This is a genomic window from Streptomyces albospinus (genome assembly GCF_014648695.1).
Lineage (GTDB): Bacteria > Actinomycetota > Actinomycetes > Streptomycetales > Streptomycetaceae > Streptomyces > Streptomyces albospinus.
In genome coordinates this window covers 1-4916 of the sequence record NZ_BMRP01000111.1, presented here as the reverse complement: position 1 = coordinate 4916, position 4916 = coordinate 1, and the positions used below count along the sequence as shown (strand labels likewise).

General features: G+C 65.3%; 7 protein-coding genes. All 7 read left to right on the top strand.

Features of this window, described 5'->3' with window-relative positions; all coding sequences use genetic code 11:
* Nucleotides 1-878: 878 nt before the first annotated feature.
* Nucleotides 879-1190, top strand: a complete 312-nt coding sequence (locus tag IEZ17_RS41285) for a transposase (protein WP_189308778.1) — start codon at nt 879-881, stop codon at nt 1188-1190.
* A 47-nt stretch (nt 1191-1237) separates the two neighbouring features.
* A complete protein-coding gene (locus IEZ17_RS41280; protein WP_229853130.1) occupies nt 1238-1915 on the top strand; it encodes an IS3 family transposase in 678 nt (225 codons plus the stop codon).
* Nucleotides 1916-2113: 198 nt separating this feature from the next.
* Nucleotides 2114-3184 carry an IS110 family RNA-guided transposase gene (locus IEZ17_RS41275; protein WP_229853129.1) on the top strand — a complete coding sequence of 357 codons (1071 nt, stop codon included), beginning with the start codon at nt 2114-2116 and terminating at the stop codon, nt 3182-3184.
* Nucleotides 3185-3206: 22 nt separating this feature from the next.
* Nucleotides 3207-3416, top strand: a complete 210-nt coding sequence (locus IEZ17_RS41270; RefSeq protein ID WP_189308776.1) for an integrase core domain-containing protein — start codon at nt 3207-3209, stop codon at nt 3414-3416.
* Nucleotides 3417-3760: 344 nt separating this feature from the next.
* Complete coding sequence (locus IEZ17_RS41265) at nt 3761-3907, top strand: hypothetical protein (protein ID WP_189308775.1); 147 nt, start codon at nt 3761-3763, stop codon at nt 3905-3907.
* Between the two features lie 15 nt (nt 3908-3922).
* On the top strand, nt 3923-4210 hold the full coding sequence (locus IEZ17_RS41260) for a hypothetical protein (protein ID WP_189308774.1): 288 nt from the start codon (nt 3923-3925) through the stop codon (nt 4208-4210).
* A 232-nt stretch (nt 4211-4442) separates the two neighbouring features.
* A partial coding sequence (locus IEZ17_RS41255; RefSeq protein ID WP_229853128.1) for an LmbU family transcriptional regulator occupies nt 4443-4916 on the top strand: 474 nt, incomplete at its 3' end.

The following is a 4916-nucleotide window of genomic DNA, read 5'->3' as shown; positions in this document are numbered from 1 at the left end:
GAGTCTGGGCCCGTTTCTACGGCGACGAGCTGATCGATACCGCCGTCGACACTCCCTTCCCCTCCAAGGGAAACGGTTCCCACAGAGCGGAAAGCAGTTCACCATCCCAGCCAGAACAACACCCCGACCAACGGCGACGTACCCAAGGCCGACGAGCAGGACGGGAAGCGGCAGAATGGCGGCACCACGGCGAACGACGGCGAAGCCGACAAGCGGTTGACGCGGGACGGAGAGCCGACACCACAGGACAGCGGCACCCTGCACGGACCCGGACCGTACCTCCGACCACGCGGATCAACGCAATACCCATACAGACCCGGGTTGCGCAAACTATTTCCCCGTCACCATCATCACTACACAGGAAAAATTACGCGGAATTAAGCAAAGAAGCTAAAGCTCGAAAACATAGCCCCATTTCACGTGAAGCACGACACACCACCAAACCGCCATCACCACAGTAATTTGACAACACGCCACGAAATACGGACAGAACCAGGAATCAGGGAATACGCCAAGCCGCCCCCAGCCGCCGCCGGCCGTCGCGCGGATCCGCGCAGGTGGGCACCCGGCCAGAGCGCGCGGATCCGCGCCGACCGGCGCGGCCGGATCAACACTCGACCAACCCACCAATCACCAAACCGAGTTACACCACCGGAGGCGCAGCCGACGACGCCCCCACCCCACGGTGCATCCCCACACCGACCGAACCAGACCGGCCCAGACAAGCGCGGTACGGTCTGGTGCAGTTGGCTCCCATGTGCGCATCATCAGGTACGGCTGAACAGATAGCGTTCAGAAGGCCGTATTGAGCTGTACTGAGATTTGTGGAGTCCCTGAAACCAGGGTTACGGTCCTGGCAAAGGAGAACCACCCGCACCATGGCAGCACCCCGTAAATACCCCGACGAGCTCCGCGAGCGCGCGATCCGTGAGGTCCGCGCCACCGGCCGCCCCATTGCCCATGTCGCGAAGGACCTGGGCATCCACAAAGAGGCCCTTCGCGGCTGGGTCCGCCAGGCCGAGGCCGACCGCGGCGAGCGCGATGACCGGCTGACCAGCGCCGAGCAGGACGAGCTCAGGCAACTCCGCAAAGAGGTAGCGGAGTTGAGGCGAGCGAACGAGATCCTCAAAGCCGCCTCGGTGTTTTTTGCCCAGGAGATCGACCGTCCCCGGACGAGGCCGAGCAGGTGATAGACCACCTGGGTGACGAAGGTCTCGGGGTCGATCCCGTCTGCCGGGTGCTTCAGCTGTCGCCCTCGACGTACTTCGCCCGCAAGAAGCGGCCGAAGTCGGCCCGTTGGCTCCGTGACGCACAGCTGATGCCACTGATCGAGGGGATCCACGCGGAGTCGGGCGGCACGTATGGCGCCCGCCGGATCACCCGCGCGCTTCGGCGCAAGGGCGTGGATGTGGCCCGCTGCACCGTCGAGCGCCTGATGGCCGAGCTGGGCCTGGAAGGCGTCATCCGTGGCCGGCGGCGCCGCACCACGGTTCCGGAGCCGTCGGCGCCCCGCCCGCCGGACCTGGTCGACCGCGACTTCACCGCGAGCCGGCCCAATCAGTTGTGGGTCGCGGACATGACCTATGTGAGGACGTGGTCGGGCTGGACATACGTGGCGTTCGTTCTGGACGTGTACTCCCGGATGATCGTCGGCTGGCAGGTCGCGAACCACATGCGGACCGAACTCCCGCTGGACGCACTTGAGATGGCCCTGTGGAGACGGAGGATCAAGAAGGACTCCGGCCTCATTCATCACAGCGACCGCGGGTCGCAATACGTATCCATTCGCTACACCGACCGGCTCGCCGACATCGGCGCCTCCGCGTCCGTCGGCTCCGTCGCGGACTCGTACGACTGTCAGTCTTCTCGCACCGGATCCCGCAAGGATTGGGTAGCCCCGGCCGCGGCGGTCTGACTCTTGCTTACGACCGACCCCACGGGTGTCCTGGCGTTGATCTGTCGACCGCCCGGCCGGGCACGCAGCAAGCGCTGCCGCCGGACGGACGTGACCTGATAGGAGCCTGGAGCCAACTCGTCAAAGCGTCCCCGTGACAGTCCTGTCCGCCCGGCCGGCGACAGCGTGAACCCCACGCTAGCGGCCGGGAGGGCCACAGTGAACAACGGCGAACAGCACAGGTCCGGGCATGTCGTGGTCGGCGTCGACACGCACAAGTACGTCCATGTCGCAGCGGTGATGGACGCGATCGGCGGCATCCTGGCGACCTTGACGATTCCCACCGACACCGGTGGCTTTCAGCAACTGGCTGACTGGGCCCACTCGTTCGGCAGGGTCCTGGCGTTCGGGGTCGAGGGCACCGGTTCCTACGGTGCCACTCTGGCCTCGTTCCTGCGCCGGGCCGGGCACAAAGTGGTCGAGGCCGGCCGACCGGACCGACGGCTGCGGCGGATGAACGGCAAGTCCGACACCCTGGACGCCGAGAACGCCGCACGCGCCGTCCTGGCCGGGTTCGCCACGGCCACACCCAAGAGCGCCGACGGCGAGGCCGAGATGATCCGCCGGCTCAAGGTCGCCCATGACCAGGCCGTCGAACAGCGCACGGCGGCCATGGTCACCATGAAGGCCATGCTCGTCCACGCCCCCGACCCTCTGCGCCAGGAGACCGCCGGCAAGACGCAGATCGCCCTGGCCCGACACCTGGCCGCCCTGCGCCCTCGACGACTGGAAGCACCCGAGGACGCGCTGCGTCATGCCCTGCGCACGCTCGCCAAACGGTGGCAGTACCTCGACACCGAAGCCAAAGAACTGACGCAGATGATCGCTGACCTGGTCGACCGGGCCGCCCCGCAACTGCTCGAACCGTTCGGCATCGGCGTCGACACTGCAGCAGAGATCCTCGTCGTGGTCGGTGACAACCCCGAACGCATCAAGTCCGAAGCCGCCCTCGCCAAGCTCGCGGGCATCGCTCCCGTGCCCACCGGCTCCGGCATGACCAGCGGCAGACACCGCATCAATCACGGCGGCCACCGACAGCTCAACGCCGCGATCTACCGCACCGTCATCGTCCGCATGCGCTTCCACCAGCCCACCATCGACTATGTCGCCCGGCGCACTGCCGAGGGCAAGACGAAACGCGAGATCATCCGCTGCCTCAAGCGGTACGTCATCCGCGAGGTCTACCACCTGATTCGACCAGCCAACCACACGGTCACCGCACCGAGTTGACAACTATAGGAGCGTCAACGCGATGGCCGAGGCACTGAACGGCACCTTCAAGGCCGAGCTGATCGAGATGCAGGGCCCCTGGACGGGCTTCGACCAGGTCGAGCGGGCAATCTTCCAGTGGGTCACGTGGTACAACGAGGAACGGCTCCACTCCGCCCTCGACTACGTACCGCCTGCCGAATACGAGCAGGACTACTGGCGGAGCCGGGAGCAGGTCCCGCAGTCCGCCTGAACCATCAACAACGGACTCTACGAAACTCGGGGCAGCTCAGGAACGCCTGTTGCGCCCCATCAGTCCAACCCTGCAAACCGCGCTGTCTCACCCAAACTTGGCAGGGGGCGGGATCCCCCGTGTGGCAACTCGTGTCCTGGCAGGTGGTTGCCAACCGGATCGACATGCAGGTTAGAGCGGGTGCGCGGGCGATTACGATTGGCACCAAGAGGCACGGATGGTTGATGCCACCGGCAGAGCCTTCAATGGCGGACCGTCAGCGGACAGACTTCTCTCATCGCCCGATCGGCCGAAGTCGACGATCGAGCGATCGCATCCCATCCAGCAACTGGAGGAGCCTTTCCATGTCCCGCCATCTGGCCTTTGTCGGAGCTCTCATGCTCACATTGACCGTCGTCGCCGTCGGCACGGAAACGGTAGAGCACGCGAATGCGACCCCCGGCAAGTCTGTCGCTCTGGCGGATGAGCGAGACGGATTCGGCTGGGGATGACGAGGAGTCATTGCAATGCTGCCGGTGCTCGTGCGGATGGTTCCCGCAGTACACACCACGGGGTCGCCTCTCACCCCCGCGGTCGCCGAGGACATCATTTGGGCGACCGCCGACTCCCGTGACTGTCTTGAACATCTGGCGGTGGAAGGAGAAACCCGCCTTCTCAGCATCATGTTCTTCGTCCGCGCCCAGGACAGCGAGCAAGCCAGGGACATGGTGGGGCAGCTGATGAACCGGGTGCTCTCAGGGGCGGGTCATCTCGCGGGCTGGCGGCTGCACGAATGCGCATCAGTGGACCTGTGAGCAATTCTCTCTCATCGCGCAGGCTTTTGCCCGCACGTAGTAGACGGCGAGAACGAGGAATCGACCGACGCGCAATCAGGAAGGACGAGAGACACAGATGTCGCGGGCAACTCAGCCTCGAAGGGCGTCGAACCATCTTCTGCCGCATGCTGGTACGCGCCCCGCAAGAAGTATCGGTAACCGGACCTCCGTCCGGCCGGAGACAGTGGGGCAGTCCGTCGGGAGCCAGGCCATGACGTTCCGTACCTCGCTGTCGCTTCCGCCGCGACTGGAGTTGGAATCGTGGAAGGAGATCGGCCAGAAGATCTCCCGAATCTCCGACTCATCGACGTGGTGGCTGGGCGACTGGCTCATATACGGCCGGAACAGGTTCCCCGAGCGGTACCGCCGTGCCATCGCGGAGACCTCGCTCGACTACCAGACGCTTCGTAACTACGCCTGGATTGCACGGAAGTTTGCGGTATCCCGGCGTCGGGGCGCCCTGAGCTTCCAGCACCACGCCGAGGTGGCGGCGCTGTCCGAGGACGAGCAGGACCTGTGGCTCGGAAGGGCCGAGGAGGGCAACTGGTCGCGGAACGAACTCCGCCAGCGGCTGAAGCCCGCCCAGGCGGGCACGGAAGCGGTACCCGTAGCCGTGGACAGCATCAAGCTGCAGATCTCCCAGGACCAGAAGAAGCGGTGGGAGGTAGCAGCCTCAGGCCTTGAG

Coding starts and splice junctions, on each gene's coding strand:
- IEZ17_RS41285 (WP_189308778.1), top strand. CDS start 879: ATGGCAGCACCCCGTAAATACCCCGACGAGCTCCGCGAGCGCGCGATC.
- IEZ17_RS41270 (WP_189308776.1), top strand. CDS start 3,207: ATGGCCGAGGCACTGAACGGCACCTTCAAGGCCGAGCTGATCGAGATG.
- IEZ17_RS41265 (WP_189308775.1), top strand. CDS start 3,761: ATGTCCCGCCATCTGGCCTTTGTCGGAGCTCTCATGCTCACATTGACC.
- IEZ17_RS41260 (WP_189308774.1), top strand. CDS start 3,923: ATGCTGCCGGTGCTCGTGCGGATGGTTCCCGCAGTACACACCACGGGG.